Origin of the sequence: Sphingomonas sp. GC_Shp_6 (genome assembly GCF_026540835.1) — a bacterium.
In the GTDB taxonomy this organism is placed as follows: Bacteria; Pseudomonadota; Alphaproteobacteria; order Sphingomonadales; family Sphingomonadaceae; genus Sphingomonas.
In genome coordinates this window covers 89,926-115,417 of record NZ_JALNUO010000005.1, presented here as the reverse complement: position 1 = coordinate 115,417, position 25,492 = coordinate 89,926, and the positions used below count along the sequence as shown (strand labels likewise).

24 protein-coding genes are annotated in these 25,492 nt (G+C 69.0%); 11 read left to right on the top strand and 13 right to left on the bottom strand.

Annotation, left to right across the window (positions count from 1 at the left end; all coding sequences use genetic code 11):
- Window positions 1–43: 43 nt before the first annotated feature.
- The 3 genes from pstS to OXQ95_RS08645 all read right to left on the bottom strand — a co-directional run bounded on the left by pstS (window position 44) and on the right by OXQ95_RS08645 (window position 5,095).
- The gene (gene pstS, locus OXQ95_RS08655) at window positions 44–1,078 is read right to left on the bottom strand and encodes a phosphate ABC transporter substrate-binding protein PstS (RefSeq protein WP_242097182.1); all 1,035 of its coding nucleotides are present in this window, start codon (window positions 1,076–1,078) and stop codon (window positions 44–46) included.
- Window positions 1,079–1,223: 145 nt separating this feature from the next.
- Window positions 1,224–2,921, bottom strand: coding sequence for a hypothetical protein (locus OXQ95_RS08650; protein WP_267381199.1), 1,698 nt, complete (start codon window positions 2,919–2,921; stop codon window positions 1,224–1,226).
- An 80-nt stretch (window positions 2,922–3,001) separates the two neighbouring features.
- On the bottom strand, window positions 3,002–5,095 hold the full coding sequence (locus OXQ95_RS08645; RefSeq protein WP_267381198.1) for a M3 family metallopeptidase: 2,094 nt from the start codon (window positions 5,093–5,095) through the stop codon (window positions 3,002–3,004).
- Window positions 5,096–5,210: 115 nt separating this feature from the next.
- Here OXQ95_RS08645 and OXQ95_RS08640 point away from each other — a divergent pair, with 115 nt between their 5' ends.
- Complete coding sequence (locus tag OXQ95_RS08640; protein ID WP_242097185.1) at window positions 5,211–5,813, top strand: DedA family protein; 603 nt, start codon at window positions 5,211–5,213, stop codon at window positions 5,811–5,813.
- On the opposite strand, the gene OXQ95_RS08635 is transcribed toward OXQ95_RS08640, so the two are convergent.
- The 5 genes from OXQ95_RS08635 to OXQ95_RS08615 are packed head-to-tail and all read right to left on the bottom strand — an operon-like array spanning window position 5,780 to window position 9,785.
- Window positions 5,780–6,649, bottom strand: coding sequence for a 3-hydroxyacyl-CoA dehydrogenase NAD-binding domain-containing protein (locus OXQ95_RS08635; RefSeq protein WP_267381197.1), 870 nt, complete (start codon window positions 6,647–6,649; stop codon window positions 5,780–5,782). The genes OXQ95_RS08640 and OXQ95_RS08635 overlap by 34 nt on opposite strands.
- 56 nt (window positions 6,650–6,705) lie before the next feature.
- Window positions 6,706–7,683, bottom strand: coding sequence for an L-histidine N(alpha)-methyltransferase (gene egtD, locus OXQ95_RS08630; protein WP_267381196.1), 978 nt, complete (start codon window positions 7,681–7,683; stop codon window positions 6,706–6,708).
- On the bottom strand, window positions 7,683–8,936 hold the full coding sequence (gene egtB / locus OXQ95_RS08625; protein WP_267381195.1) for an ergothioneine biosynthesis protein EgtB: 1,254 nt from the start codon (window positions 8,934–8,936) through the stop codon (window positions 7,683–7,685). Before egtB ends, egtD begins: the two co-directional genes overlap by 1 nt.
- A gap of 37 nt (window positions 8,937–8,973) precedes the next feature.
- Window positions 8,974–9,552, bottom strand: a complete 579-nt coding sequence (locus OXQ95_RS08620) for a cob(I)yrinic acid a,c-diamide adenosyltransferase (RefSeq protein ID WP_267381194.1) — start codon at window positions 9,550–9,552, stop codon at window positions 8,974–8,976.
- A gap of 2 nt (window positions 9,553–9,554) precedes the next feature.
- Window positions 9,555–9,785 (bottom strand): twin transmembrane helix small protein, encoded by a 231-nt coding sequence (locus OXQ95_RS08615; RefSeq protein WP_242097190.1) that lies wholly within the window; start codon window positions 9,783–9,785, stop codon window positions 9,555–9,557.
- 91 nt (window positions 9,786–9,876) lie between these two features.
- Here OXQ95_RS08615 and OXQ95_RS08610 point away from each other — a divergent pair, with 91 nt between their 5' ends.
- From OXQ95_RS08610 to OXQ95_RS08600, 3 genes are all read left to right on the top strand, one after another.
- Complete coding sequence (locus OXQ95_RS08610) at window positions 9,877–10,491, top strand: TetR/AcrR family transcriptional regulator (protein ID WP_267381251.1); 615 nt, start codon at window positions 9,877–9,879, stop codon at window positions 10,489–10,491.
- A gap of 149 nt (window positions 10,492–10,640) precedes the next feature.
- Window positions 10,641–11,027 carry a hypothetical protein gene (locus tag OXQ95_RS08605; RefSeq protein WP_242097191.1) on the top strand — a complete coding sequence of 129 codons (387 nt, stop codon included), beginning with the start codon at window positions 10,641–10,643 and terminating at the stop codon, window positions 11,025–11,027.
- A 37-nt stretch (window positions 11,028–11,064) separates the two neighbouring features.
- Entirely contained in the window at window positions 11,065–11,205 is a 141-nt protein-coding gene (locus tag OXQ95_RS08600; RefSeq protein WP_267381193.1) for a hypothetical protein, read from the top strand.
- 3 nt (window positions 11,206–11,208) lie between these two features.
- On the opposite strand, the gene OXQ95_RS08595 is transcribed toward OXQ95_RS08600, so the two are convergent.
- The 5 genes from OXQ95_RS08595 to OXQ95_RS08575 form a co-directional block, all read right to left on the bottom strand.
- Window positions 11,209–11,412 (bottom strand): helix-hairpin-helix domain-containing protein, encoded by a 204-nt coding sequence (locus OXQ95_RS08595; protein ID WP_267381192.1) that lies wholly within the window; start codon window positions 11,410–11,412, stop codon window positions 11,209–11,211.
- A gap of 4 nt (window positions 11,413–11,416) precedes the next feature.
- Window positions 11,417–11,644 carry a hypothetical protein gene (locus tag OXQ95_RS08590; protein WP_267381191.1) on the bottom strand — a complete coding sequence of 76 codons (228 nt, stop codon included), beginning with the start codon at window positions 11,642–11,644 and terminating at the stop codon, window positions 11,417–11,419.
- 79 nt (window positions 11,645–11,723) lie between these two features.
- On the bottom strand, window positions 11,724–13,172 hold the full coding sequence (locus OXQ95_RS08585) for an efflux transporter outer membrane subunit (RefSeq protein WP_267381190.1): 1,449 nt from the start codon (window positions 13,170–13,172) through the stop codon (window positions 11,724–11,726).
- Complete coding sequence (locus tag OXQ95_RS08580; RefSeq protein WP_267381189.1) at window positions 13,169–16,360, bottom strand: CusA/CzcA family heavy metal efflux RND transporter; 3,192 nt, start codon at window positions 16,358–16,360, stop codon at window positions 13,169–13,171. The genes OXQ95_RS08585 and OXQ95_RS08580 overlap by 4 nt, the downstream gene beginning before the upstream one ends.
- A complete protein-coding gene (locus tag OXQ95_RS08575) occupies window positions 16,357–17,595 on the bottom strand; it encodes an efflux RND transporter periplasmic adaptor subunit (protein ID WP_267381188.1) in 1,239 nt (412 codons plus the stop codon). The genes OXQ95_RS08580 and OXQ95_RS08575 overlap by 4 nt, the downstream gene beginning before the upstream one ends.
- Before the next feature lie 94 nt (window positions 17,596–17,689).
- On the opposite strand from OXQ95_RS08575, the gene OXQ95_RS08570 reads away from it, so the two are divergent.
- The 7 genes from OXQ95_RS08570 to OXQ95_RS08540 all read left to right on the top strand — a co-directional run bounded on the left by OXQ95_RS08570 (window position 17,690) and on the right by OXQ95_RS08540 (window position 25,492).
- Window positions 17,690–18,367 carry a response regulator transcription factor gene (locus tag OXQ95_RS08570; protein WP_242097197.1) on the top strand — a complete coding sequence of 226 codons (678 nt, stop codon included), beginning with the start codon at window positions 17,690–17,692 and terminating at the stop codon, window positions 18,365–18,367.
- Window positions 18,364–19,707 (top strand): ATP-binding protein, encoded by a 1,344-nt coding sequence (locus OXQ95_RS08565; RefSeq protein ID WP_267381187.1) that lies wholly within the window; start codon window positions 18,364–18,366, stop codon window positions 19,705–19,707. The genes OXQ95_RS08570 and OXQ95_RS08565 overlap by 4 nt, the downstream gene beginning before the upstream one ends.
- 66 nt (window positions 19,708–19,773) lie before the next feature.
- Window positions 19,774–20,961, top strand: a complete 1,188-nt coding sequence (locus tag OXQ95_RS08560) for a cation:proton antiporter (protein ID WP_267381250.1) — start codon at window positions 19,774–19,776, stop codon at window positions 20,959–20,961.
- An 86-nt stretch (window positions 20,962–21,047) separates the two neighbouring features.
- On the top strand, window positions 21,048–21,554 hold the full coding sequence (locus OXQ95_RS08555; protein ID WP_267381186.1) for a 2Fe-2S iron-sulfur cluster-binding protein: 507 nt from the start codon (window positions 21,048–21,050) through the stop codon (window positions 21,552–21,554).
- Window positions 21,551–22,537: a xanthine dehydrogenase family protein subunit M gene (locus tag OXQ95_RS08550; RefSeq protein ID WP_267381185.1), complete on the top strand. Its 987-nt coding sequence runs from the start codon at window positions 21,551–21,553 to the stop codon at window positions 22,535–22,537. The genes OXQ95_RS08555 and OXQ95_RS08550 overlap by 4 nt, the downstream gene beginning before the upstream one ends.
- Window positions 22,534–24,864, top strand: coding sequence for a xanthine dehydrogenase family protein molybdopterin-binding subunit (locus OXQ95_RS08545; RefSeq protein WP_267381184.1), 2,331 nt, complete (start codon window positions 22,534–22,536; stop codon window positions 24,862–24,864). Before OXQ95_RS08550 ends, OXQ95_RS08545 begins: the two co-directional genes overlap by 4 nt.
- A 70-nt stretch (window positions 24,865–24,934) precedes the next feature.
- Complete coding sequence (locus tag OXQ95_RS08540; protein ID WP_267381183.1) at window positions 24,935–25,492, top strand: DUF4337 family protein; 558 nt, start codon at window positions 24,935–24,937, stop codon at window positions 25,490–25,492.

Below are 25,492 nucleotides of genomic sequence, written 5' to 3'. Positions count from 1 at the left end.
GGCCCGGGCGGGAACGACGCGTTCCCGCCCGATGCCGGTCGCCTTAGTTGGCGGTGTAGACCGGCTTGCCGTCCGCGGTGACCGAGGTCACCCACTGTTTGCGCATCTGCGCCTTCACGGCGGCAGGCAGCGGCACGTAATCGAGCGAGGCTGCGGCCTGGTCGCCCGACTTATAGGCCCAGTCGAAGAACTTCAGCACCGCGGCGCCCTTCGCCGGATCGGTCTGGTTGCGATAGAGCAGGATGAACGTCGCGCCGGTGATCGGCCAGGCGTTCGCACCCGGCTGATCGAGCAGCAGCAGATAATTGCCCGGCGCCTGCGCCCATTTGGCGCCCGCGGCGGCCGCGCCGAAGCTGGCGGCGACGGGGGCGGGGAAGCGGTTCGCCTTGTTCGCGACCAGCGCGTAGGAGGCGTTGTTCTGCTTGGCATAGGCATATTCGACATAGCCGATCGAACCGACCGTCTGCTTCACGAACGCCGAGACGCCGTCATTGCCCTTGCCGCCGAGGCCGGTCGGCCACTGCACGGAGTCGCTCGCGCCCACCTTGCTGGCGAACTCGCCGTTCTTCATCGACAGATAGCTGGTGAAGAGGAACGAGGTGCCCGACCCGTCCGAACGGTGGACGACGGTGACGGGCACGTTGGGCATGCCGAGCTGCGGGTTGAGCTTGACGATGCGCGGATCGTTCCAGCGCGTCACCTTGCCCAGATACATGTCGCCCAGGATCTCGCCGGTCAGGCGCAGGCGGCCGGCGCGCAGGCCGGGCAGGTTGATGATCGGCACCACGCCGCCGACTACCGTCGGAAACTGGTAGAGGCCGGCCGACTGGAGTTCGGCGGGCTTCAGCGGCTTGTCCGAAGCGCCGAAATCGACCGTCTTGGCCTTGATCTGCTTGATGCCGCCGCCCGAGCCTATCGCCTGATAGTTGAGGCGACCGCCGCCCATCTTGCCGTACATTTCCGCCCAGCGCGCATAGAGCGGCGCGGGGAAGGTGGCGCCGGCGCCCGACAGGTCGGCGGCGATTGCGGTGCCGGCCAGCGCGAGGCCGCCGACCGCGAGGGTGATGGTCTTGAACATTGTTTTATCTCCTTGAGGCGACCTCTACATCGCGCGATGGTCTGCAATGCGACACTTTGATTACGCTTTTAAGACAGCGGATTTTTGCGGCAGCCGTCCGAAGCCTGAAAAAAAGGGGCCGCTCTGAAGAGCGGCCCCGATGCGATCAGAACGGGTAATAGCGGAAGCTGAGGAAGCCGATATCCTGCTCCGCCTCGGGCGCTCCGCCGACGCCGGCGAAGGTGTGGCGCGAGGTGTGGCTATACTGCGCGCCGACCTGCGCACGGCCCCACGAACCCTGATAGAGACGCTGCCAGAAGCCGACCTCGACCTGGCGGATCGAGCGGGTGTTGCCGTTGCAGACGCTCGAACCTTCGGTCAGGCAGCCCGTGTTGGTGTAGAGCGGGTTGCCATAGCCGTAAGCCAGACCGGCCGCCGTCGTGTACGAACGCTGGCTCGTGACCTCTTCGCCCGCGAAGCCGAACACGTCGAGCTTCTTGGTCGGATGGGTGATGATGCCGGCGAGCAGCATATATTCGTCGAGCGGCGCGATCGAACCGTCGGGACGGAACGTCACGTCGGGCAGCTGCGAGCTGCCGTAGCGGCCGATGCCCTTGCCGGCCATGCCCGAGAATTGCGCGTCGATCGCGCCGGGCACGATCTGCATCGCGATGCTGCCGCCGCCCGAGAAGCCGGACGTGTTGTAGTTGCCGCCGGTGACCCGGTCGCTGAACTCGCGATAGAGGCCGAAGCCCTCGATGTGCAGCGTGCGCTTGCCGATCTTGGTCTCATAGGCCGCCTTGGCGACGATGTCCGGGATGTGGTTGATCGACAGCGAGTTGGCCGAGTTGAAGCCCGACGCCCCGGTGCCGTTGTACACCAAGGTGCCCGGCAGGGAGGCCGCAGTGCCCACGGAGCCCGCGGTCGTGCCGGCCGGCGTGCCGGTGGTGTAGAAGGTGGTCTGCGGGTTTTCGGCCGACAGCGCCAGCCACAGATGCTTGTCCATGAAGTCGCCGGTCACGCGGACCTGCGGCGTGCGCGTCCAGGCGAAGCCGGGCACGTACTGCGCGTCGATACCCAGCGGCAGCACTTCGTTGCGCGGGCTGATGCCCTTTGCGTTCATCGTCACCAGCGACCAGTTCTGACCGGCGAGCAGGTGCAGATCGCTGCCGCCCGCGAGCGCCCAGTCGATCGTGCCGTACAGGTTGCGGATGCGCGGATTGTACGAGTTGCTCTCGTTCGAGTTCGCGGTCTGTGCCGCGCCCTGGAAATCGAACTCGCCGTACATCGACAGGCGGACGGTCTTGGACGCATTGCCCTCGGCGAGCAGTGACACGCGGCTCTGGCGCGCGGTGAAGCGCGTTTCGCTGGTATGGCCGAGGCGGCTGTTCGCGAACGGGATCGCGTTGAAGCCGGTGGCGATGTCGCTTTCCTGGTTGTGGTCGCGGTAGACGCCGGCCAGTTCCACGAAGCCGCCGGGCGTCAGCTGGATGCCCTTGTAGCCGATATGGTCGGGATGCTCGTCCTTCTCGACGCGGCGGCGAAGCTCGTCCTGCGCAGCGGCGAGCTGCGAGGTTCCGGTGTCGCTGCCCTGCTTGGCGGAGATGGCGGCCACCTCGGTCTCGGTGGTCGCGGCCTGTGCCTGGGCGGTGGCGACCTGCGCCTGGACCTGGCTCTGGGTCGCGGTCTGTTCGGACAAGCGCTGGCGCAGGTCCGCGATTTCGGAACGCAGTTCGTCGATCTCCGCCTTGGTGGCGGAGGGTGCGGCGTGCGGATGCGCACGGTGATGCTGCGGCGCGGCGAAGGCCGGCACGGCGGAACCGGCGACGGCAGCCGTCGCCAGCAGAATGGATCGAATCGTCATGTCATTGCCCCAGTTACTGGCTCCCGGCCGACTCGGCCTAGGACAGTTCGATGACAGGTTTGTGACGGTCGATCCGGGCCTTATTCCGCGCCTGCAGCAAGGCCGCGATGGACGAGCATCGGGCCGATCTCGGGGTCCTTGCCGTAGAAGGCGCGGAACATCGTGGCGTAATCCTGGGTATGGCCCTGCGACAGGATCAGGTCGCGGAAGCGCTGGCCGTTCGCGCGCGTCAGGCCGCCATGCGCGCGAAACCAGGCGAACGAATCATCGTCGAGCATCTCGGTCCACAGATAGGCGTAATAGCCCGCCGCATAGCCATTGGCCCAGATGTGGAGAAAATAGCTGGAGCGGTAGCGCGGCGGCACGTCGGCGGTGTCGAGCCCCATCGACGCGAGCGCCGTCGACTCGAACGCATCCACATCCTGCTTGGGTGCGCTCGCGGGCAGCGAGTGCCAGTCGAGATCGAGCGTGGCAGCGGCGACGATCTCGCCCAGCGCATAACCCTGGTTGAACTTCGCCGAATTCTTGATCTTGGCGACCAGTGGTTGCGGCATCGACGCGCCCGTCTTGTAGTTTTTCGCGTAGTTGGCGAAGACCTTCGGGTCGAGCGCCCAATGCTCGTTGAACTGCGACGGGAACTCCACGAAGTCGCGCGCGGTGTTGGTGCCCGAAACGATCGGATAGGTCTGGTTGGCGAACATCCCGTGCAGCGCATGGCCGAATTCGTGGAACATGGTCGTCACGTCGTCGAAGCTGATGAGCGCAGGCTGGCCGGCGGCGGGCTTGGTGAAATTGGCGATGTTGTAGATGACCGGCTTGGTGCCGAGCAGCTTCGACTGGCCGACCCAGTTCGACATCCACGCGCCGCCATTCTTGTTGTCGCGCTTGAAATAGTCGAAATACATCAGTGCCAGTTCGGAACCATCCTTGTCATAGACCTGGTAGACCTTAACGTCGCTCTGATAGACGGGGAGGTCGGTGCGCTGCTTGAACGTCAGGCCATAGAGCTGGTTGGCGGCATAGAAGACGCCGTCGGTCAGCACGCGGTTCAGCTCGAAATAGGGCTTCACCTGGTTCTGGTCGAGATCGTATTTCGCCTTGCGCACCATCTCGGCATAATGCTCCCAGTCCCAAGGCTTGAGCTGGAACGACTGGCCACTCGCCGCGATCACCTTCTGGATCTCGGCGGCCTCGCGCTTCTGTTCGGCCGCGGTGGCGGGGACGAGCTGCTTCATGAAGTCGGACGCGGCCTCGGGCGTCTTCGCCATCTGGTCGTAGAGCGTATAGGCGGCATAGTTGGGATAGCCGAGCAACTGCGCCTTTTGCGCGCGCAGCACCGCGATCTGCGCGATCGTCGCGCGCGTGTCGTTGGCGTCGCCCTTTTCCGCGCGCGTCCAGCTCTGGTCGAACAGCCGCTCGCGCGTCGCGCGATCCTCCAGCGGCTGGAGCGCAGGCTGCTGCGTGGTGTTCTGGAGCGGGATCACATATTTGCCGTCCCTGGCCGCGGCGGCGATCTGCCCCGCGTCGAGCCCGGCGAGCTTGGCCTTGTCGTCCACCACCAGCGCCCCCGCCTTGGCGGCGGCGAGCAGCTTCTGCTGGAATCCCGTCTCCAGCGTCGACAACTCGGTGTTGAGCGCGCGCAGCTTCGCCTTGTCGGGATCGGACAGGTTCGCGCCGGCATGGACGAAATTGCCGTAATAGAGCGTCAGCACCTGAAGCTGTTCGGCGCTGAGCCCCGCGGTGGCGCGCGCGTCATACACCGCCTTCACGCGCGCGAAGAGTTTGGGATCGAGAAAGATGGCGTCCTGATGCTGCGCGAGGCGCGGCGCCTCGGCCGCCTGCACCCTGTCGAGCGTGTCGTTGGTGTTAGCCTGCACCACGCCGAAGAAGATCGTCGAGGCGCGATCGAGCAGCCGGCCCGAACGCTCCATCGCCTCGATCGTGTTGGTGAAGCTGGGTGCGGCGGGATCGTTCGCGATGCGCTGCATCTCGGCGATCTGCGCGGCCATGCCCGCCTCGATCGCGGGCTGGTAATCGGTGTCGCGGATCGCGTCGAAGCGCGGCGCGTGGAACGGAAGATCGCTTTGCACCATCAGCGGATTGGCGCGCGGTGTCTGCGCGGCAGCGGGCGCACAGGCGAGAAGGGCGACGGTGCCGAGCAGGATCGAGCGCATGAAGGTCCAGTTTGCTAAAGGAGCTATGGATCGAGCGTGACGGATCGGGCGCGCCGGATCAAGGGGTGGGGTGAAGCGGCTGGCCATTCGCGATCGCGTACGGCAAGGCGCGCGCATGACCATCGCAGCGCTGATCGCCCGATACGGCCTGGCCGCCATCTTCCTGGGCGCGGGGCTCGAGGGCGAGACGGCGGTCGTCACCGGCGGGCTGATCGCGCATCACGGACTGGTGTCGCCCATCGGCGCAGGGCTGGCCGCGATCACGGGTTCGTTCACCGCCGACCAGCTCTTCTTCCTTATCGGCCGCCGCTTCCGGAACAGCGCGCGCGTGCGGCGCGCGCGCGAACGGCCGGCGTTCGGCCGCGCGCTGGAGGCGCTCGAACGCCATCCAATCGCCTTCATTCTCGGCTTCCGCTTCATCTACGGGCTGCGCACGATCAGCCCGATCGCGATCGGCACGTCCAAGGTGCCGACCGCCACCTTCGTGCCGCTGAACGCGATCTCGGCGATCGTCTGGGGCGCGGCGTTCACCGCGATCGGCTATGTGTTCGGCAACGGGTTCGAGCGACTGCTCGGGCGGATCCTGCCGCATCACCGCTTCGTGCTGCTCGGCGGCGCGATTATCGTCATCGCGGCGGTGGCGTTCGCGGTCAGCCGTCTGCTGCGCCACCGCCGCGACAAAGGCTACCGCGTCGGCACGGGCACCGCGCCCGAATAATCGTAGAAGCCGCGCTTGGTCTTGCGGCCATACCAGCCGGCCTCGACATATTTCACCAGCAGCGGCGCGGGGCGGAACTTGGGATCGCCGGTGCCCTCGAACAGCACGCGCGTGATCTCGAGGCAGGTGTCCAGCCCGATGAAATCGGCGAGCGTCAGCGGCCCCATCGGATGGTTGAGCCCCAATTGGCAGGCGAGATCGATGTCCTGCATCGTCGACACGCCCTCGCCGAGCGCGAAGCACGCCTCGTTCAGCATCGGCATCAGCACGCGGTTGACGATGAAGCCCGGCGCGTCGTTCGCGCGTACCACCTGCTTGCCCAGATTGGTGGCATAATCCTCGACCGCCGCCACGGTGGAATCGGCGGTGGCCAGCCCGCGGATCAGTTCGATCAGCCCCATCACGGGCACGGGGTTGAAGAAATGCACCCCCATGAACCGCGCCGGATCGGGCGCCGCCTGCGCCAGCCGCGTGATCGGGATCGACGAGGTGTTGGAGGCGAGGATCGCATCGGCGCCCATCACCGCGCCCACATCGGCGAAGATGGCGCGCTTCACGCTCTCGCGTTCGGTCGCCGCCTCGATCACCAGATGGCATTCGCCCATCGCCGCGACGCTCTCGACGGGTTCGATGTTGGCGAGCGTCGCGTCGCGTGCGGCGGCGTCGATCTTTTCCTTTTCGACCAGCCGGGCCAGCGCCTTGGCGATCCCCGCCTTGCCCGCCTCCGCGCGCTCGCGCGACACGTCGGACAGCAGCACGCGGTAACCCGCCGCCGCCGACACCTGCGCGATCCCCGCGCCCATCTGCCCTGCGCCGATCACACCCACTGATTGCATCGCATCTCTCCTGATCTGGATGCGCTGTATGGCGCCGGGCGGCGATCCGCCAGTGGTCAGGGTGCCGGGCGTTCGGCCTGGGCTTCGGCGAGATAGATGGCGAAGCGATCCTCGGGATCGGTCCATTCCGCGATCGGCGTCCAGCCGCCGGAACGCAGCAGGATGCGGGCGTCGCGCGCGCCGTATTTGTGGCTGTTCTCGGTGTGGATCGTCTCGCCTGCCGCCATGGCGAACGGCCGGCCGTCGATCGTGAACTCGGCGTCGCGGGTGGCCTCCAGATGCATCTCGATCCGCGCGCGATCGTCGTTCCAGATCGCGCGGTGGCGGAACGCGTCGACCGGGATCGTCCCGTCCAGCTCGCGATCGATTCGCTCGAGCAGGTTGAGGTTGAACGCCGCGGTCACGCCCGCCGCATCGTCATAGGCGGGCACCAGAATGTCGGGCGCCTTGATCCGATCCATCCCGATGACCAGCATCGCACCTTCGCCCAGCGACGCCCGCATCGCGCGCAGCAGGTCGACGGCGGCGAGCGGCGTCATGTTGCCGATCGTCGAACCGGGGAAGAAGCCGAGCTTGGGCGCGTCCGCGATCGTGCGCGGCAGCGTCATCGGCCGCATGAAATCGGCCTCGAACGGCAGCACCAGCAGATCCGGAAAGCGCGCCGACAGCACCCGCGACGATTCGCGCAGGAAATCGCCCGAGATGTCGATCGGCACATAGGCGGAGGGCGCGATCGCCTCGAGCAGCAGCGGCGTCTTGGTCGAGGAACCCGATCCGAACTCGACCACCGCGCGACCCTCGCCCACGCGCGCGGCCAGGTCGGCGCCGATCGCCGACAGGATCGCGGTTTCGGTTCGCGTGGGATAATATTCGGGAAGCCCGGTGATCGCCTCGAACAGTTCGGAACCGCGCCGGTCGTAGAACCAGCGCGCCGGGATCGCACGCGGGCGGCGTTCGAAGCCGGCCAGCACATCGGCGCGGAACGCGGGATCGGCGAAGCTCACCGTGCCGTCTTCGATTTCCTGCTTGAGCATCAAAGATCCTTGGCGAGCCGAACGCCGGTGAACTGCCAGCGCTGATGGGGATAGAAGAAATTGCGGTAGCTCGCGCGCGCATGGCCGCGCGGCGTGGCGCAGGAGCCGCCGCGCAGGACGAACTGGCCGCTCATGAACTTGCCATTATATTCGCCGACCGCACCCGCGACCGCGCGGAAACCCGGAAAGGGGCGATAGGCGCTGCCGGTCCATTCCCACACGTCGCCGAAAAAGCCCGGCGCCTGCTGCGCGGGACGGGGCTCCACCGGGCCGGCATCGTCCATCTGGTTGCCGCCGGCGGGATCGAAGGCACAGGCGGCGGCCTCCCACTCGAACTCGGTCGGCAGGCGCGCGCCCGCCCAGCTAGCATAGGCATCCGCCTCGAACAGGCTGACATGCGTGACCGGCGCGGCGGGATCGATCGGGCGGCGGCCGTCGAGGCCGAAGCGCGTCCAGCCGCCATCCTGCCGCTCCCAATACATCGGCGCCGCGACATCCTGCGTCTTCACCCATGCCCAGCCGTCCGCCAGCCAGTGGCGCGGTTCGGCATAGCCGCCATCGGCGATGAACGCAGCCCATTCGCCATTGGTCACGGTGCGGTCGGCGATGGCGTGTGGTGCGAGCAGCGCGTCGTGCGCGGGGCCTTCGCTGTCGAAGGCGAAGCCGTCGCCGTCATGGCCGATGCGCACGATCCCGGCGTCGCGCGCGATCCAGCGGATCGGCCCGGGCATGGCGACCGGCACCTTGCGCGCCGCGGCCCACACCGCCGGCTCGAGCGGGTTTTCGGAAAACAGATGGAGGACGTCGGTGACGAGCAGTTCCTGATGCTGCTCCTCGTGATGGCAACCCAGTTCCACCAGCGCGCGCGCCGCCTCGGGGAGCGTCGGCAGCGCGGCGATCAGCGCGCCGTCGACCGCGGCGCGATAGGCGCGCACCTCGTCCAGCGTCGGGCGCGTGATCATGCCGCGCCGGTCGCGCGCATGGCGGCGCCCCTCGGCCTCGTAATAGCTGTTGAACAGGAACGGGAAGCGCGCGTCGTGCAGCGTGTAGCCGGGCACGTGATCGCGCAGCACGAACGTCTCGAAGAACCAGGTGGTGTGGGCGAGATGCCATTTGGTCGGCGATGCGTCGGTCATCGACTGAACCGTGGCGTCCGCATCCGACAAGGGCGCAGCGAGCGCAAGCGACAGGGCGCGCACCGCGGCGTAGCGCGCTTCCAGCGTGGAGCGGGACAGTTCGGCCGGTTTGAGCATGTTCACCCCTCGTCGCGAGGCCGAACGCGCGGAACGGCTAAGCCTTGTCAGGCGCGCGTTGCGCTCCCGGAACCCACAGAACGTCGCCAGCCCCGTTTTGGTTCACCGCGCGGGCCGCGACGAACAGCAAATCGGACAATCGATTCAAATAGGTTATCGCCAGCGGGTTCACCGAGCCCGACAACGCGACCGCGGCGCGTTCGGCACGGCGCACGATCGCGCGTGCGACGTGCAAATGCGCGGCGGCGGCGCTGCCGCCCGGCAGGACGAAGCTGCGCAGCGGCGCCAGATGCGCGTTGATCGCGTCGATCTCCGCCTCCAGCCGCTCGGGCTGTGCGGCAACGATACGCAGCGCGCTGGCGTCGGCGGTGAAATCCTCGCCCGGCGTCGCCAGATCGGCACCCAAATCGAACAGGTCGTTCTGGATCCGCGTCAGCCCCGCGCGCAGATCGGCATCCTCCACCGCGAGGATCGCGACGCCGATCGCGCTGTTCGCCTCGTCCACATCGCCGATCGCCGTGAACAGCGCATCCGCCTTGGAGCGGCGCGATCCATCAACCAGCCCGGTGGTGCCGGTATCGCCCGTGCGCGTGTAGATCCGATTGAGCTTGACCAAGCTCAGGTGCGCCCGGCGGCGAACAGGATGACGACGACGATCAGGATCGCCAGCGCCTGAAAGAAGATGCGCTGCTGCATCATCCGGTTGGATTTCAGCGCCGCCTGACTTGGCCCTTCGCCACCCTTCACTTGCGCGGTCGATTCCTGAAGGAACGACACGATGCCGCGCACCAGCGCGACGACGGTCGCGATCATCGCGGCCACGAGCAGGATCACGAGAAAGGTGTTCATGACACCGGATGTAGGCGCTGGCGACCGTCCCCGCAATCCATACGCCACGCCACTGGACGCCGCCGCCGTGCGACCCTATGTACCGTTCGGTATGGTAAGCCTTTGTCCTTCGGCCGCCCTCAAGGGCCGCCCACGCGCGTTCGATCTGAATGATGCGCTGGCCGCGGCGCTGCGCGTGTTCTGGCAGCATGGCTATGAAAGCGCGTCGATGGCCGAGTTGACCGCGGCGATGGGGATCACGAAACCCAGCCTCTATGCGGCGTTCGGCAACAAGGAAGCCTTGTTCCACAAGGCGATGGACCTCTACGAGCGCGAGAAGCTGGCCTATATCTCCACCGCGCTGGAAGCGCCCACCGCGCGCGGCGTCGCCGAGCGGCTGTTGCGCGGCGCGCTCGAACTCCAGACTTGCGCGGGCAATCCCAAGGGCTGCCTGGGCGTGATCGCCACGGTGTCGTGCGGCGCGGAGGCCGAATCGATCAAGGCCGAGGTGATCGCCCGGCGCGCCTCGTCGCAGGCGGCGTTGCTGCGCCGGTTCGCCGAGGCGGAAGCGGCCGGGGAACTGCCCGAGGGCATGACGCCCGATGCGCTGGCGCAATATCTCTTCGCGCTGCTTGCCGGCCTGACGATCCAGGCGGGGGCGGGGGCGAGCTGTTCGCAGCTCGACACGCTTGTCGACACGGCCATGGCGATGTGGCCGACGCGATAAATATTCCGCGCGGTACAAAAAGCCGTTGACGGAATCACGAGCGGTTAATATACCGATCGGTAAGGAAGCGGCGGACGCGATGGCGACCCGCTCTTTCCATCACCGCGCCAGCCGGCTTTCCTGCCGACCGACGGAAGGAGGACTCGCTCATGGCCTATCTCGATCTCGACAATCTGTTCGCGAGTCCCTCGGGCAGCCGTTCCGCGGCGGCGATCCCGGTTCAGGCCGGTTTCTCGCCGCTTGAATGGAGCGTCATCGCGCTCGCCCGCCGTGATCCGCTGCGCAGTCTGGGCAAGCCCAGCCGCGTGTCGCGTGCGATGGGCAGCCTGTTCGGTCTCGGCACGCGCTCCGCTCTCGCGGATCCCCGGCTAGAGGCGCTGCGCCGCATGGCGGTGCTCGCATGGCGTCGCGGCTTCGCCGTGCCGCTCACCGAGATCGACCGGTTCCTCTCGGCGGGTTTCAACGAGGCGCAGATGGAGACGCTGGTCGAAAGCGTGACCGGCCTTCACGTCGGCGGGCGGATCGCCGCGCGCTGACGGGCGTTGGGCTCGGACACGAAAAAAGGACCGAGCCATGCCCGAGCATCAGGAAATCGCCGACGCCTTCACCGATATCCCGCAGGCCGAGGCGATGCAGCCGCCGGTAACGAAAGACGATGACGAAGGCACCGGCGACACCCCCGCCGAGGACTTGACGGTCCAGGGCGGGGAGTAACGGTCAGGGGGCACCCGCATCCAACCGGGCGCGGGTAACGTCGTCCACCTTGCCCGACAGGCCGGGCACCTCGTCGAGCTGGCGCAGATCGGTGAACCGCCCACGCTCCTCGCGGTAGCGCGCGATCTCGAAACCGTGCCCAGCCAGCCCCGGCACGGCGTCGAGTTCGGCGGCGGTCGCCCGATTGACGTCGATGCGATCGCCCACCGGATCAGCGGCCCTGGGCGTGGGACTGTGCGCGCTGCTCGCGCGCGGCCTTGGCGGCGCGGTGATGGCCGTACCAGCAGCCCGCGGCGGCGCCCATCACGGCATGGCCATGGCCGACATAATGGCCGGCGACGCCGCCGACCGCGGCGCCCTTCAGGCAGCCCTTGGCCAGCACGGGCGTCCCCGAGGCGAGAAGCGCGGTGGCGGCGAGCAGCGTGGCAATACGTGGCATGGTCATGTTCCTTCCAGTTGCGATGGCGGAGATATGGCGCCCCGGCGCCGGATCAAGTCCGGTCTTTTCAACGACGTGTTCAAGGGCGGGGCGTCTCGCCCGGCGATGGCGGGATCGTGACGCCGCCGCCGGTGGCCTGATACAGCGCGACCGTATCCGTCAGGCGGGCGGCGCGCGCCTGCACCAGCGCCGACGACGCCTGCGCGCTGGCCGCGCTCGCGTTGAGCAACTGCAGCGTGCCGACGCCGCCCAATTCGAGCTGGCGCCGCGTGAACATAAGCGTCTGCGACGCCGCCTGCTCGGCGCGCGCCGCAGCGTCGAGCGCCACGGCATCGCTGCGCAACCCCGACAGCGCGTCGTCCACGTCGAGAAACGCTTGCAGCGCGGCGCCGCGATAGGCGGCCTTGGCGCCTTCGAGCGCGGCCTCCGCCACGCGCTGCGCGCCCTTCAGCGCACCGGCACGAAAAAGCGGCTGGGTGATGCCGCCGATCAGCGTGTAAAAGGGATTGCCGCTGGCGAACATGTCGGTGAAGCGCGTGGACGATCCGCCCGCATTGCCGCTGAGCGTGATGCTCGGCAGCCGGGCGGCGATCGCGGCGTTCACGTCCGCGCCGGCACCGCGCATCACTGCCTCTGCCGCGCGCACGTCGGGGCGGCCCGCCACGATCTGCGCGGGAAGCGCGACGGGCAGTTGGTCGGGCAGGCGCAGCGCGGCGAGCGTCGGCAGGTCGGGCGCGACGCTGCCCGGCGCATGGCCCGTCAGCGTCGCGATCAGCCCCGCCTGATGCGCGAGCTGGCGCTGCAGCGGCGGCAGCGCGGCCTCGGCATTGGCGAGCACGGTCTGTTGCGCGCCGACATCCACCAGCCCGATATCGCCCAGTTGCTGGCGCCGCTGGAGCAGCCCGACGATCCGGCGGTTGCTGTCGATGCTCGACTGCGTCGCCGCCACTTCGTCGACCAGCGCGGCGTGCTGGATCACCGCCAGCACCAGATTGGCGACCACCGTGGTGCGCGCCGCCAACAGCCGGTCCTGCGCGACTTCGGCCGCGGCGCGCGCCGAACGGACCCGCGCACGCTGCGCGCCGAACAGGTCGAGCGGGTAGGTGACCGACAGCTGCGCGGTGTGCAGCGAATAGAGCGTGTCGTTGGTATCGGCGAGCGGCGACGACAGCGCGTTGGAAACATGCGCGCGGTCATATTGGTAGGATGCGTCCGCCTGCGGCAACCCCGCCGCCTGTGCGATGCGGGTCTGCGCGCGCACCTGCCGCAGCGTCGCCTCGGCGCTCGCGATATCGGTGTTGGCCGACAGCGCCTGCGTCACCAGCGCGTCGAGCGATGCGCTGCGGAATTCGGTCCACCAGGCCGGCGGCACGGGCGCGCCGGGCACGATTGTCTGCGCCGGGCCTGCGGCGGACGCGATCGTCTGCGGCGCGACCGCGGGCGATTGCGACAGCGTCGTCGTGACGTGGCGGGGGCCGAGCGTGCAGCCCGTCAGCGCCACCAGCGACAGGAAAGACAGGCGCTTCATGCGGGCTGCTCCCCGGCGGCGGGGCCGTGCGGATGATGCCCGACATCGCGGCCATGGGCGCCGCGATCCTCGGGATCGACGTGCCGCGAGAAGCGATCGATCAGCGTCGGCAGCACCAGCAGGATCAGCAGCGGCGCCAGCGTCATGCCGCCGACCACGACGAGCGCGAGCGGCTTTTGCACCTGGCTGCCGATCCCGCCCGACAGCGCGGCGGGCAAGAGGCCGATCGCGGCGGCCAGGCACGTCATCACGACGGGCCGCAGCGACGTCTGCACGACGGTCGCGAGCGCATCGGGACGCGGCAGCCCCTCGTCGATCGCCTGGTTGAAGGCCGTCACCATCAGGATCCCGTCCATCACCGCGATGCCGAACAGCGCGACGAAGCCGATCGCCGCCGAGATGCTGAACGCGGTGCCGGTCAGCGCCAGTGCCAGCACGCCGCCCACGACCGCCATCGGGATCACGCTGAACGCCAGCAGCGAATCGGTGAGCGACGAGAAATTGGCGTAGAGCAGGATCAGGATCAGCCCGAGGCTGATCGGCACCACCACCTCCAGCCGATTCACCGCGCTCGTCAGATTGCCGAGCTCGCCCGCCCATTCCAGATGATAGCCGGCGGGCAGGGGCACGTTCTTCGCGATCCGCGCCTGCGCCTCGTTCACCGCGCCACCCAGATCGCGGTCGCGCACGCCGAACTTGATCGGCACGTAACGCTCCTGATGCTCGCGGTAGATGAACGATGCGCCCGAGGTGAGGCGGACGGTCGCGACTTCGGAGAGCGGCACCTGGATCATGCCGCTGCCGCCGTTCGGCGCGGGCGCGCCGACCGTGATCCGGCGGATCGCGTCCAGGCTGCCGCGTTCGCCCGGCCGCAGCCGCACGACGATCGGGAAGTGGCGATCGGTGCCCGCCTCGTACAGGTCGCCCGGGCTCTGACCGCCGATTGCCGCCGAGACGGTGGTGTTGATGTCGTCGGGCGTCAGGCCGTAGCGCGCGGCGGCGGCGCGGTTCACGTCGATCCGCACGGTCGGCTGGCCGAGCGAATTGGCGATGCCGAGATCGGCGATGCCGCGCACCTTGCCCATCTCGTCCTGGATCTTGCTCGCGATCTGCTGGAGCGTGGCGAGATCGGGGCCGAAGACCTTCACCGAATTGGCGCCCTTCACGCCCGACGACGCCTCCTCGACATTGTCCTCGATATATTGCGAGAATTCGAAATCGACGCCGGGATAACGCGCCTTCAGCCGACCCTGGATCTCGGCGGTCAGGCTGTCCTTGGTCACGCCCGCGGGCCATTGGTCGGCCGGTTTGAGCGGCGTGTAATATTCGGCGTTGAAGAAGCCGGTGGCGTCGGTGCCGTCATCGGGGCGGCCATGGGTGGAGATCACGCGCTCCACCTCGGGATATTCGGCGATGATCTTGCGGATGCCGTTGACCGCGGGCTGGCCGCCCTCCAGCGAGATCGAGGCAGGCAGCGTCGCGCGGATATAGAGGTTGCCCTCCTCCAGATGCGGCAGGAACTCGACGCCGAGCTGGCGCACCGCGACGAACGACACGAGCACGAGCAGCGCCGCCATGCCGAGCGTCAGCACGCGGTTGGCGAGCGCGAAGGCGGCGGCGGGTTCATAGGCGCGGCGCAGCTTGCGCACGATCCACGTCTCCACCTCGTCCAGCCGATCGGGCAGCAGCATCGCGGCGAGCACCGGCGAGACGGTGAAGGTGGCGATCAGCCCACCGGCGATCGCATAGGCATAGGTCTTGGCCATCGGCCCGAAGATATGCCCCTCCACGCCCGACAGCGTGAAGAGCGGCAGGAAGCTGGCGATGATGATCGCCGCGGCGAAGAAGATGCCGCGGCTTACCTCGTGGCTGCCGTGCAGGATCGCGGAGAATCGGGATGCGCGCGTGGCATGGCCATGGCCGGCCTCGATCGTCCGCGAGCGTTCGACCATGTGGCGGAAGATATTCTCCACCATGATGACGCTGGCATCCACCACCAGCCCGAAATCGAGCGCACCGACCGAGAGCAGGTTTGCGGATTCGCCCTGGATGGTCAGGATCAGCACCGCAAAGGCGAGTGCGAACGGGATGGTCAGCGCGACGATGATCGCCGAGCGCAGATTGCCGAGGAACAGCCATTGCAGCACGAAGATCAGGACGACGCCCTCGATCAGGTTGTGCAGCACGGTGTGCGTCGTCAGGTCGATCAGCGTCGAACGGTCGTAGATCGGCTTGAGCTGCACGCCCGGCGGCAGCACGCCGCCGGCGTTGATCGTGTCGACCTCGGCCTTCACCCGCGCGATCGTCGGCATCGACTGCGCGCCGCGCTGCATCAGCACGATGCCCATTACGATGTCGTCGTCGGGCCCGACGCCCGCGATGCCGAGGCGCGGCGCGTTGCCGATGCGCAGCGTCGCCACGTCGGACAGCAGCACCGGCACGCCCGCGTTGTTCGCGACCATCACGCCGCGGATCGCGTCGGCCGAATTGATGAGGCCCACGCCGCGCACGATCGCCGCCTGTGTGCCGAAATTCACCGTCTGCGCGCCGACATTGCCGTCGCTCTTGCCGATCGCGCCCAGCACCTGCGCGATCGTCACCCCGTGCGCGACGAGCCGGTCGTTGTCGACCACCACCTCATAGGTGCGCAGCTTGCCGCCCCAGCCGGTGACGTCCGCGACGCCCGGAATGCCCTTGAAGCGGCGTTGCAGCACCCAGTCCTGCAGCGTCTTCAGGTCCATGACCGAATAGCCGGCGGGCGCGACGATCTGGTAGCGGAAGATCTCGCCGATCGGGCTGGTGGGCGAGATCTGCGGCTGCGCACCGCCCGGCAGGTTGCCGAGCTGCGACAGCCGGCCGAGCACGCGCTGTTCCGCCTCGCGGAAGCCCACGTCATAGGTGAACTGGATCTTCACGTCGCTGAGGCCGAAGAGCGAGATCGTTCGCACCGCGGTGATGTTGGGGATGCCCGCCACTGCCTGCTCGATCGGGATGGTGACGCCACGTTCCATCTCCTCGGCCGAAATGCCGTTGGACTGGGTCAGCACCTCGACCATCGGCGGCACCGGATCGGGATAGGCCTCGATGTTGAGATTGGCGAAGGCGACCGCGCCGGCCATAATCATGCCGACCAGCAGCACGAGCATGAGCATGCGCTGGCGCAGCGCGAATTCGACGAGCCGGTTCATCCGCCGATGCCCGCCTCGTTCACGAACAGCGCGCCCGCCGTCACCACCCGGTCGCCGGGTTTGAGGCCGGCGGTGATCGTGTCGAACCCGCCCGCGCTGTCGCCGACCGTCACCGTCTGCGCGCGGAGCAGGCCGCCGGGGCCGGCGACGATCCACACCCGCGTGCCGTCCCCTTCGTGGATCACCGCCTGCGACGGCACCTGCACGCCGTTCAGCGCGTGGCCGGCACGCTGGATCGCGAAGCTGGCGAACATCTGCGGCTTCAAGGCGCCGTCGGGATTGGCGACCGTCGCGCGCACCGGCAGCCGGTGGGTCGCGGGATCGAGCGCGGCGGCGACGTTGTTGACGACGGCGCGGAACGTGCGGCCGGGATAGGCCGGGGTGGTGACGCTCACCGCATCGCCCACCTTGACGCTCGCGGCGTCGCTTTCGGCGAGCTGCGCCACCAGCCACACGTCGGCGAGACTCGCGATTGTCATCAGCGGCTTGTCGCCGCCCGCGCCGACATATTGGCCCGGCGCCACGTCGCGCGAGACGATCACGCCCGAAACCGGCGCGGCATAGACCGCCTGCGCGCCCGATCCGGTCTGCCGCGCCGCGCCGCTCAGCGTGCCGAGCCGCCCGCGCGCGGCGGCCACCGCGCCGTTGGCGCTGGCGGCGCTCGCCTGCGCGGCGAGCAGGTCGCTTTGCGCCTGGCGGTAGTCCTTAAGCGCACCGCCTGCGGTCTGGTAGATCGCCTCCTGACGCCGGGCATTGTCCTGCGCGGTGCGAAGCTGCGCCTGCGCGGTGGCCGCCTGCGCGGTCGCGGTGACGAGCGCGGCGCGCGCGTCGACGAAATCGTTGGACGCGACGCGCAGCAGCGGCTGGCCGCGATGGACCGTCTGCCCCGCCTGCACCATCACGTCGGCGATCTGGCCCGAGAAGGGCAGCACCACGGGCGTGCTGTGATCCTCGTCCACCGAGATCGTGCCCGTCGCCTGGATGGTGCCGGCCGCCGATCCGTCGCGCACCGCCTCGATCTTCATCTGCGCGAGCTGGGCGGGCGTCGCGCGGAACGTGCCCGGCGGCGGTGCCACCGGCGTCTGTTCGACGGGCGTGGTCAGGTGGCGGATGCCCGCGACGATCGCCCACAGCGCCAGCAGCGCGACCGCCGCGATGCCGATCCAGCGCAACTGGCGCGAGCGGTCCAGGGGTGCCGCGGCCGGCAGGGGCCGTGGGTGGTGGAATTCTGACATGCCCGGATCCGGCCCTTTGCGCACTTGCAGCATAGATTAGGGCGGGGCATTAGCCGGGAAGAATTACAGGCAACTTACAGCCGGGGACGATGCGGTGCGGCTCTTGCTGGTGGAGGACGATCCCGAGCTTGCCGCAGCCCTTGGCGCCGCGCTCGGCCGACACGGCCATTCGAGCGATCATGCCCGCACCGCCGAAGATGCGCTGCTGATGCTGAACGCGGTGCATTATGCCGCCGTCCTGCTCGATCTTGGCCTGCCGGGCGAAGACGGGTTCGCGGTGCTGCGCGCGCTACGTCAGGGTGCGAACCCGGTGCCGGTGATCGTGACGACCGCGCGCAGCGGGGTGGGCGACCGGATCTCGGGGCTGGATGCGGGCGCCGACGATTATCTGGTCAAGCCGTTCGCGGTGGACGAGCTGCTTGCGCGGCTGCGCGCGGTGCTGCGGCGGCGGGTGCCGTTTCAGGGCGCGACGCTGGCGCTCGGCGATCTGCGCTACGACGCCGCCTCGCGCGAGCTGCGCGTCGGCGATGCGCTGGTGCCGCTCTCCGCGCGCGAAACCGAACTGGCCGAGCTGCTGGTGCGCCGCGCGGGGCATGTCGTCGGCAAGCGTCTGGTGGAGGACCAGCTCTTCGGCCTGACGGACTCGCTCGGATCGAACGCGGTGGAGGTCTATATCCACCGGCTGCGGCGCAAGATCGAACAAGCCGGCGCGGGCGTGAAGATCGAGACGATCCGCGGCGTCGGCTATATGATGCGCGTCGCGGCCCCATGAGGCTGCATCGGCCGCGCACCTTGACGCTGCGCATCATGCTGGCGGAGGTGGCGGCGATCCTGGTGGTCGCGATCCTGCTGCCGCTGCTGCTGGTGTCGGTGCTGCACGGGACGGCGGCGGCCTCCGAGAACGTGGCGCTGCTCGGTCAGGCGCAGGCGATTGCCGCCGGGCTGCGCGTGGAGCATGGCCGCGTGATCGCCGACCGTGCGACGGTGCTGCGGTACGGCGACACCTATGACGGCCGCGCCTTCGTCGTGACCGATCCCGGCGGCGCCGTGCGCGCGGCGAGTTCGCATGCCGGCGCGGTGCCATGGACGCGCGTGCCGCGCACCACCGCGCCCGATTTCGTGCGGATCGCGCCGTTCCGCCTGGCCAGCGTGCCCGTCATCGCCGCCGGGCTGCCGCTGCGCATCCTGGTGTCGCAGGACGAAACGCGGCCGGGCGTGATCCTGGACGACGTGATGCGCGCCTTTCTCGCGCGCTATCTGCTGATCCTGCTTCCCGTGCTGTTGCTGCTGCCGCTGGTGAACGCGCTGCTGATCCGGCGGATCGTGCTCGCGGTCCGGCGGACCTCGGCGCGCGCCGCCGAGATCGGGCCGATGACGCTCGCCATCCGACTGGAGGACGAGGGGCTGCCCGCCGAGATCATGCCGCTGGTCGCCGCGACCAACCGGCTGGTCGCCCGGCTCGAACAGGGGTTCAACCAGCAGGCCGAATTCGTCGCGAACGTGGTGCACGAGCTGCGCACGCCGCTGTCCACGCTGATGGTCAGCCTCGAAGGCGTCGGCGATCCCGCCGCGCGCGCGCCGCTGGAGCGACAGGTCGAACGGCTGTCGCACGTCGTCTCGCAACTGCGCGATCTCGCCGCGCTGGAGGATGCGGCGACGCTCGCCACCGAACGGATCGACCTTGCCGCGCTGGCGGCCGAGACCGTCGCCGAAATGGCACCATCGGTGTTCGCCGCGGATCACCGGATCGCGCTGGCCGGCGGCGACAGGGAGGTGGCGATCGTCGCCAATGTCGTGCTCGTCCGCCTCGCGCTGTCGAACCTGATCGCCAATGCGGTGCGCCATACGCCCGCGGGCACCGCGATCCGCGTCGTCGTGCAGGGGGGGTGCGATGCGCGGATCGCGGTTGAGGACGACGGCCCGGGGATCGTCGCTGGCGGCGAGCCGACCCGCCGCTTCTGGCGCGCCGATCACAGCCGGACGGACAGCGCGGGGCTGGGCCTCGCCATCGTCGGGCGCGTGATGGCGGTGCATCGCGGCCGTCTGGAGATCGGCAGCGGGCCCCATGGCGGCACGCACGCGCGGCTCGTCTTTCCGCCGGCGGATGCTTGACAGCGGCGCGGCGCGCCGTCTGTGTGCGCCGCTGAAGATCGGACGGGGGAGACGGGCGTGCATGCGATGAACCTGTCGGAGACGTTCCTCGTCGCGATGCTGGTGATCTTCAGCGTGCCCTATCTCGTCTGGCGCCTGTTGCACGCCGATCATCACGCGCCGCTCGTCGTGGTGCAGATCGTCGTCGGCGTCCTGCTCGGCCCCGGCGTGCTCGGCACGGTGTTTCCCGCCTATTACGCGACGATCTTCAAGCCCGACGTGGTCACCGCGCTCAACGGCCTCGCCTGGTGGGGCGTGATGCTGTTCGTGTGGGTGGCGGGGATCGAGCTCGATCTGGGCGGCGCCTGGGCGCGTCGCCGCGATACCGGGATCACCGCGGCCTGCGCGCTGCTCGTGCCGCTCGCGTTCGGCAGCCTCGCGGCGCTCGTCCTGCTGCGCACGAGTGGCGGCTGGATGGGTCCGGCGGGGGCGCCGTGGCAGGTGGTGCTGGGGATCGGCATGGCGTGCGCGGTGACGGCGCTGCCCATCCTCGTGCTGCTGATGGAGCGGCTGGGTATCCTGCACCAGCCCTTCGGACAGCGCATCCTGGGCTATGCCAGCATCGACGACGTGGCGATCTGGGGCGTGCTCGCGCTGATCCTGCTCGATTGGCACCGCGTGGGGTTGCAGATCGGCTTCGTTCTCGTCTTCGCGGTCGCCGCCACCGGCATGCGCTGGCTGATGGCGCGGCTGTCGGCGGCGGATCGTTGGCCGGTGTCGCTGATCTGGCTCGCCGCCTGCGGCTTCGCGGCGGACTGGACGGGGCTGCACTTCATGGTCGGCGCGTTCCTCGCCGGTGCGGTGCTCGACACCGGCTGGTTCGATCGCACCGCGCTCGACCGGTTTCGCGACATGCTGCTGCTCGCGGTCATGCCGGTGTTCTTCCTCAGCACGGGGCTGCGCACCAGCTGGAGCGTCGGCGGCGCGGCGGTGTTCGGCGCGGCCGCGCTGCTGCTGGTCGCCTCGGTCGGCGGCAAGCTCGCCGGCGTCCATCTCGCCGGGCGCCTGCTGCGCTGGGGCCGGGGCGAGGCCACGACGATCGGCTGGCTGCTCCAGACCAAGGCGCTCATCATGATTATCTTCGTCGGCATCCTGCTCGACAAGCATATCGTCAGCAGCGCGACCTTCACCGCCTTGCTGCTGATGGCGGTGGCCAGCACGATGCTGACGACCCCGATCGTCGCGCCGCGCCTGAAACGGGCGGGATTGCGCTGAAGCTCCATTGACGGCAGCGGCGGAAGCGCCGATTCCGGCGGCAGCGATCGACAATCTTTGCAGAAGGTTGCGAGCAGGAGACCGTCATGCGATTCACGATCAACGACCGCCCGATCGAGGTGGAGGCCGATGTGCGCACGTCGCTGCTCGATCTCCTGCGCGAGCATCTGGGGCTGCCGGGCACGAAGAAGGGCTGCAACCAGGGCGCGTGCGGCGCCTGCACCGTGCTGGTGGACGGCGAGCGGATCAATTCCTGCCTCGCACTCGCGGTGCAATATGAGGGGCGGGCGATCACCACGGTCGAGGGATTGGCGGACGCCGGGGGGCTGCATCCGCTCCAGCGCGCCTTCGTCGAGTATGACGGGTTCCAGTGCGGCTATTGCACGCCCGGCCAGCTCTGCTCGGCGATCGCCATGGCGGGCGAGGTCGCGCGCGGCGTGCCGAGCGTGGTGACCGCCGACCTGTCCGCCGAGACGATGATGCTGACGCATGACGAACTGCGCGAACGGATGAGCGGCAATCTGTGCCGCTGCGGCGCGTATAACGGCATCGTCGAAGCGATCGCCGAAACCTTTGCGGAGGCGCACGCATGACGCCCTTCACCTATGCCCGCGCCGAGGACGCGGCCGGCGCGATCGCGCTCACCGGGGCGCACGCCGATTCGCGCTATCTGGGCGGCGGCACCAACCTGATCGACCTGATGCGCGAGGGGATCGAGGCGCCTGCGGCGCTGATCGACGTGACCGGCCTGCCGAGCGGCATCGAGCCGCGCGACGATGGCGGCGTGTGGATCGGCGCGGCGGTGAAGAACACCGCGCTGGCCGCCGATCGCACGATCCGCACGCGCTATCCGGCCTTGTCGCGCGCCATCCTGGCGGGGGCGAGCGGCCAGATCCGCAACATGGCGACCGTCGGCGGCAACATCCTCCAGCGTACGCGCTGCACCTATTTCTACGACGACGCCGCGCGCTGCAACAAGCGCGCGCCCGGCACCGGCTGCGACGCGATCGGCGGCTTCAACCGTATCCACGCGATCCTCGGCGCGTCGCCCGCCTGCGTGGCGACTCATCCATCGGACATGTGCGTGGCGATGCTGGCGCTGGACGCGATCGTCCATCTCGACGGCCCGATGGGCGCGCGCAGCATTCCGCTCGCCGATCTCCACCGGCTGCCGGGCGACACGCCCGAGATCGACACGGTGCTGCGCCCGAACGAGCTGATCGCGGCGGTCGAGCTGCCGGCGCTGCCGTTTGCCGCGCGTTCGGCCTATCGCAAGGTGCGCGACCGCGCGAGCTATGCCTTCGCGCTGGTGTCGGTGGCGGCGGCGCTCGATGTCGACGGCGGCACGATCCGCGACGTGCGGCTGGCGCTGGGCGGCGTGGCGCATCGGCCCTGGCGTGCGGCCAAGGCGGAGGCCGCGCTGCGCGGCCGGCCCGCGACCGAGGCGAGCTTTCGCGCGGCGGCCGAGGCGGAGCTGGCGGATGCCGCCGCGCTTCGCGACAACGGGTTCAAGATCGAGCTGGCGAAGCGGACGATCGTCGCGACGCTGGGCGACGTGATGGAGGCGGGCGCATGAACATCGTCGAAACGGTCAAGAATGCGGCGCAGGGCGTCGCCAAGGGCGCGATGGAAAAGCTGGTGCCGCTCGCGCCCGACAGCTGGATCCCGGGCGGCGTGCCCGATCCGCTGATCGCGCACAAGCACGGGCTGATCGGCACGCAGGTCTCGCGCCGCGACGGGCCGGACAAGGTGCAGGGCGCGGCGCGGTTTGCGGCCGAGTTCCGGTTCGACACCATGGCCTATGCCGCGCTGGTCTATGGCCGGATCGCGCGCGGGCGGATCGCCACGCTCGACACCGCCGCCGCCGAACAGGCGCCGGGCGTCGCGCTGGTGATGACTCACCGCAATGCGCCGCGGATGAAGGCACCCGCCGTGTTCGGCTCGTCGCCCACCGCGGTCGGCCCCAGCGACCTGCCGATCATGCAGGACGATCGCATCCACTGGAACGGACAGCCGATCGCACTTGTCCTCGCCGAGACGCAGGAACAGGCGGACCATGCCGCCGCGCTGATCGTCGCGACCTATGACGCCGAGCCGGCGACCTCGTCGTTCGCGGACGCCAAGGCGGAGGGCGCGAAGCCCGGCCTGTTCATGGGCCAGGCGCTGCTGAACGAGATCGGCGATGCCGATGCCGCGCTGGTGGCGGCGCTCGTCCACGTCGACCAGATCTATCGCACGCCGCGCCACAACCACAATGCGATCGAGCCGCATGCCGCGACGCTGATGTGGGAGGGCGACCGGCTGACGATCCACGACGCCAGCCAGATGGTGACCGCGACCGCGGCGACCATCGCCGACGTCTTCGGCGTGCCGGCCGATCACGTGCGTATCACGTCGCCCTATGTCGGCGGCGGTTTCGGCGCCAAGGGCCTGTGGGATCACCAGATCCTCGCCGCGGGGGCGGCGCGTCTCGCCGGGCGCCCGGTGCGGATCGCCTTGTCGCGCGAAGGCGTCTACCGCGTGGTGGGCGGCCGCACGCTGACCGAACAGCGCGTCGCGATCGGCGCGCAGGCGGACGGCCGTTTCGACGCGCTGATCCACTGCGGCACCGTCGCGATGTCGCCGCACAACAACATGCCCGAACCGTTCATCCTGGGCACGCGGGCGGCCTATGCCGCGCAGAACATCCGGCTGTCGGTCGAGGCGGTCACGCTCAACATGCTGGCGAACACCTTCATGCGCGCGCCCGGCGAATCGGTCGGCACCTTCGCGCTCGAATCCGCGATCGACGAACTGGCGGTGGCGCTGGACATGGATCCCGTCGAGCTGCGCATCCGCAACGAGCCCGAGGTCGATCCGACATCGGGGCTGCCCTTCTCGTCGCGCCACATCGTCGAGGCATGGCGCGCGGGGGCGGAGCGGTTCGGCTGGGCCGATCGCGCGGCGCCGGGCACGCGGCGCGAGGGCGAGTGGCTGATCGGAATGGGCTGCGCGACCGGCACCTATCCCTATTACCGGATGCCCGGCGCCGCCGCGCGGCTCACGATCGATCGCGCGGGCAAGGCGCTGGTCGAGGTGGCGGCGCACGAGATGGGCATGGGCACGTCGACCACCACCGCGTTGGTCGCCGCCGAACGGCTGGGGCTGCCGATCGACGCGGTCGCGGTGCGCTATGCCGACACGATCATCCCCGGCGCGATCATGGCCGGCGGATCGCAGCAGACCGCCGCGATCGGCGCGGCGGTGATCGCGGCGCACAACGCGTTGGTCGCCGAACTGCTGAAGCTGGCGGGTAACGATTCCCCGCTCGCCGGCCTGTCCGTCGATCAGGTGGGCAGCGAGGACGGCGGTCTGGTCATGCGCGACGATCCCGTCCGCCGCGAAACCTATGTCTCGATCCTCGAGCGCGCGCACCGCGACAGCGTGACGGTGGCGGAGGAGGCGAGCCCGTCGCTCGAACTGATGCACTGGTCGATGCACTCGCACAGCGCGATCTTCTGCGAGGTGCGCGTGAACGCCATCACCGGCGAGACGCGCGTCGGCCGCGTGCTCGGATCGTTCGATTGCGGGCGGATCCTGAACGCCAAGACCGCGCGCAGCCAGTTCCGCGGCGGCATCATCATGGGGCTGGGCATGGCGCTGATGGAGGAAACGCAGTTCGACGAGCGCAGCGGCCGGATCATGAATCCCAGCCTCGCCGAATATCATGTGCCGGTGCACATGGACGTGCCCGAGATCGACGTGATGTGGACCGATATCGCCGATCCCCACACCCCGATGGGCGCACACGGCATCGGCGAGATCGGCATCACCGGCGTGGCGGCGGCGGTGGCCAACGCGGTCTACAACGCCACGGGCAAGCGCATCCGGGATCTGCCGATCACGCTCGACAAGCTGTTGTGAGCGGATCGCGCTCGCGCGAGGGGTGAACGGCGTGTAGGCACGGGCCTCCGGGTGGTTCGGCGAGGGCGTGATGGCGGAAGAGGAATTCGAGATTCGCGGCGCGCACGAGGACGTGCTGGAACGCGAGATCGAAGAGGCGCGGCCCATGGCGCAGCGCATCGCGCTGTTCTCGGCCGTGCTGGCGACCCTGGGGGCGGTGGTCAGCTTTCTCGGCGGCCACACGCAGAACGAGGCGCTTTATTACAAGAACGAGGCGGTGCTGCTGAAGGCGCGCGCGTCGGATGATTGGGCCTATTACCAGGCCGAGGACATCAAGGCGCATCTGGTCGAGGCGACGACGCGCAGCGGCCCGACCGATGCCGACCGCGCCGATATCGCGCGGTATCGCACCCGTGCACAGGGCCTGCGCCGCGACGCCGAGCGGCTGGATGTCCAGTCCGAGGAGGCGAACGCCGAGTCGGTCCATGCGCTCGCCCCGCACACCAAGCTCGCCATGGCGATGACCGCGATTCAGGTGGCGATCGCGCTCGCCTCGATCGCCGCGCTGACGCATCGCAGCTGGCTGCTCTGGGGCGGCGTCGCCTTCGCCGCGATCGGCATCGCGACGGTCGCGCTGGCCTGGACCTGA

Bases quoted from the DNA above. Each gene is read 5' to 3' on its own strand.
- pstS (WP_242097182.1), bottom strand. From the start codon at position 1,078: ATGTTCAAGACCATCACCCTCGCGGTCGGCGGCCTCGCGCTGGCCGGC.
- OXQ95_RS08650 (WP_267381199.1), bottom strand. From the start codon at position 2,921: ATGACGATTCGATCCATTCTGCTGGCGACGGCTGCCGTCGCCGGTTCC.
- OXQ95_RS08645 (WP_267381198.1), bottom strand. From the start codon at position 5,095: ATGCGCTCGATCCTGCTCGGCACCGTCGCCCTTCTCGCCTGTGCGCCC.
- OXQ95_RS08640 (WP_242097185.1), top strand. From the start codon at position 5,211: ATGACCATCGCAGCGCTGATCGCCCGATACGGCCTGGCCGCCATCTTC.
- OXQ95_RS08635 (WP_267381197.1), bottom strand. From the start codon at position 6,649: ATGCAATCAGTGGGTGTGATCGGCGCAGGGCAGATGGGCGCGGGGATC.
- egtD (WP_267381196.1), bottom strand. From the start codon at position 7,683: ATGCTCAAGCAGGAAATCGAAGACGGCACGGTGAGCTTCGCCGATCCC.
- egtB (WP_267381195.1), bottom strand. From the start codon at position 8,936: ATGCTCAAACCGGCCGAACTGTCCCGCTCCACGCTGGAAGCGCGCTAC.
- OXQ95_RS08615 (WP_242097190.1), bottom strand. From the start codon at position 9,785: ATGAACACCTTTCTCGTGATCCTGCTCGTGGCCGCGATGATCGCGACC.
- OXQ95_RS08610 (WP_267381251.1), top strand. From the start codon at position 9,877: ATGGTAAGCCTTTGTCCTTCGGCCGCCCTCAAGGGCCGCCCACGCGCG.
- OXQ95_RS08605 (WP_242097191.1), top strand. From the start codon at position 10,641: ATGGCCTATCTCGATCTCGACAATCTGTTCGCGAGTCCCTCGGGCAGC.
- OXQ95_RS08600 (WP_267381193.1), top strand. From the start codon at position 11,065: ATGCCCGAGCATCAGGAAATCGCCGACGCCTTCACCGATATCCCGCAG.
- OXQ95_RS08590 (WP_267381191.1), bottom strand. From the start codon at position 11,644: ATGCCACGTATTGCCACGCTGCTCGCCGCCACCGCGCTTCTCGCCTCG.
- OXQ95_RS08585 (WP_267381190.1), bottom strand. From the start codon at position 13,172: ATGAAGCGCCTGTCTTTCCTGTCGCTGGTGGCGCTGACGGGCTGCACG.
- OXQ95_RS08580 (WP_267381189.1), bottom strand. From the start codon at position 16,360: ATGAACCGGCTCGTCGAATTCGCGCTGCGCCAGCGCATGCTCATGCTC.
- OXQ95_RS08575 (WP_267381188.1), bottom strand. From the start codon at position 17,595: ATGTCAGAATTCCACCACCCACGGCCCCTGCCGGCCGCGGCACCCCTG.
- OXQ95_RS08565 (WP_267381187.1), top strand. From the start codon at position 18,364: ATGAGGCTGCATCGGCCGCGCACCTTGACGCTGCGCATCATGCTGGCG.
- OXQ95_RS08560 (WP_267381250.1), top strand. From the start codon at position 19,774: ATGAACCTGTCGGAGACGTTCCTCGTCGCGATGCTGGTGATCTTCAGC.
- OXQ95_RS08555 (WP_267381186.1), top strand. From the start codon at position 21,048: ATGCGATTCACGATCAACGACCGCCCGATCGAGGTGGAGGCCGATGTG.
- OXQ95_RS08550 (WP_267381185.1), top strand. From the start codon at position 21,551: ATGACGCCCTTCACCTATGCCCGCGCCGAGGACGCGGCCGGCGCGATC.
- OXQ95_RS08545 (WP_267381184.1), top strand. From the start codon at position 22,534: ATGAACATCGTCGAAACGGTCAAGAATGCGGCGCAGGGCGTCGCCAAG.
- OXQ95_RS08540 (WP_267381183.1), top strand. From the start codon at position 24,935: ATGGCGGAAGAGGAATTCGAGATTCGCGGCGCGCACGAGGACGTGCTG.